General features: G+C 59.9%; 1 protein-coding gene. It reads left to right on the top strand.

Features of this window, described 5'->3' with window-relative positions:
* Positions 1–58 precede the first annotated feature (58 nt).
* A partial coding sequence (locus tag EN884_RS37665; RefSeq protein WP_206617782.1) for a 3-hydroxyacyl-CoA dehydrogenase NAD-binding domain-containing protein occupies positions 59–736 on the top strand: 678 nt, incomplete at its 3' end.

The following is a 736-nucleotide window of genomic DNA, read 5'->3' as shown; positions in this document are numbered from 1 at the left end:
ATAAAAGGTGGAGCGCTTTCGCAGTTCAAGCGGAAGGGTTCAGGACGGGATCGGTGTAATGAGCAAGATCGAGACGATCGGCATCATCGGCGCGGGCCAGATGGGTGGCGGCATCGCCCATGTCTCCGCGCTTTCAGGCTACAAGGTATTGATCTACGATATCTCGCCCGACCGCATCGAGAAGGGCATCGCCACGATCAGCGGCAACATGGCCCGCCAGGTGGGGTCCGGCAAGCTCGACGAGAAGGTGCGCAACGATGCGATGGGCCGCATTTCGGCCGCGCCCGCGATGGCCGATCTTGCGGGTGCTGACCTGGTGATCGAGGCGGCGACCGAGGACGAGACGGTCAAGCGCAAGATCTACGCCCAGCTTTGTCCGCAGCTCAATCCCGAAGCCATCCTGGCGACCAACACCTCGTCGATCTCGATCACGCGGCTTGCCGCGCAGACCGACCGGCCCGAGCGGTTCATCGGCATACATTTCATGAACCCGGTGCCGCTGATGAAGCTGGTCGAACTGGTGCGCGGCATCGCCACCGAGGACCAGACCTTCGAGGCAGCCAAGACCTATGTGAAGCAGCTCGACAAGACGATCACGGTCTCGGAGGATTTTCCTGCTTTCATCGTCAACCGCATCCTGATGCCGATGATCAACGATGCGATCTACACCCTCATAGATCGTGTACATCGCCTCGTTGATCATCCGCAGCAGGATTCTGCTGACGATGAAAGCATG

It is taken from the genome of Mesorhizobium sp. M7A.F.Ca.AU.001.01.1.1, from assembly GCF_004022735.1.
In the GTDB taxonomy this organism is placed as follows: domain Bacteria; phylum Pseudomonadota; class Alphaproteobacteria; order Rhizobiales; family Rhizobiaceae; genus Mesorhizobium; species Mesorhizobium ciceri.
This window is presented reverse-complemented; position numbering and strand designations above follow the sequence as displayed.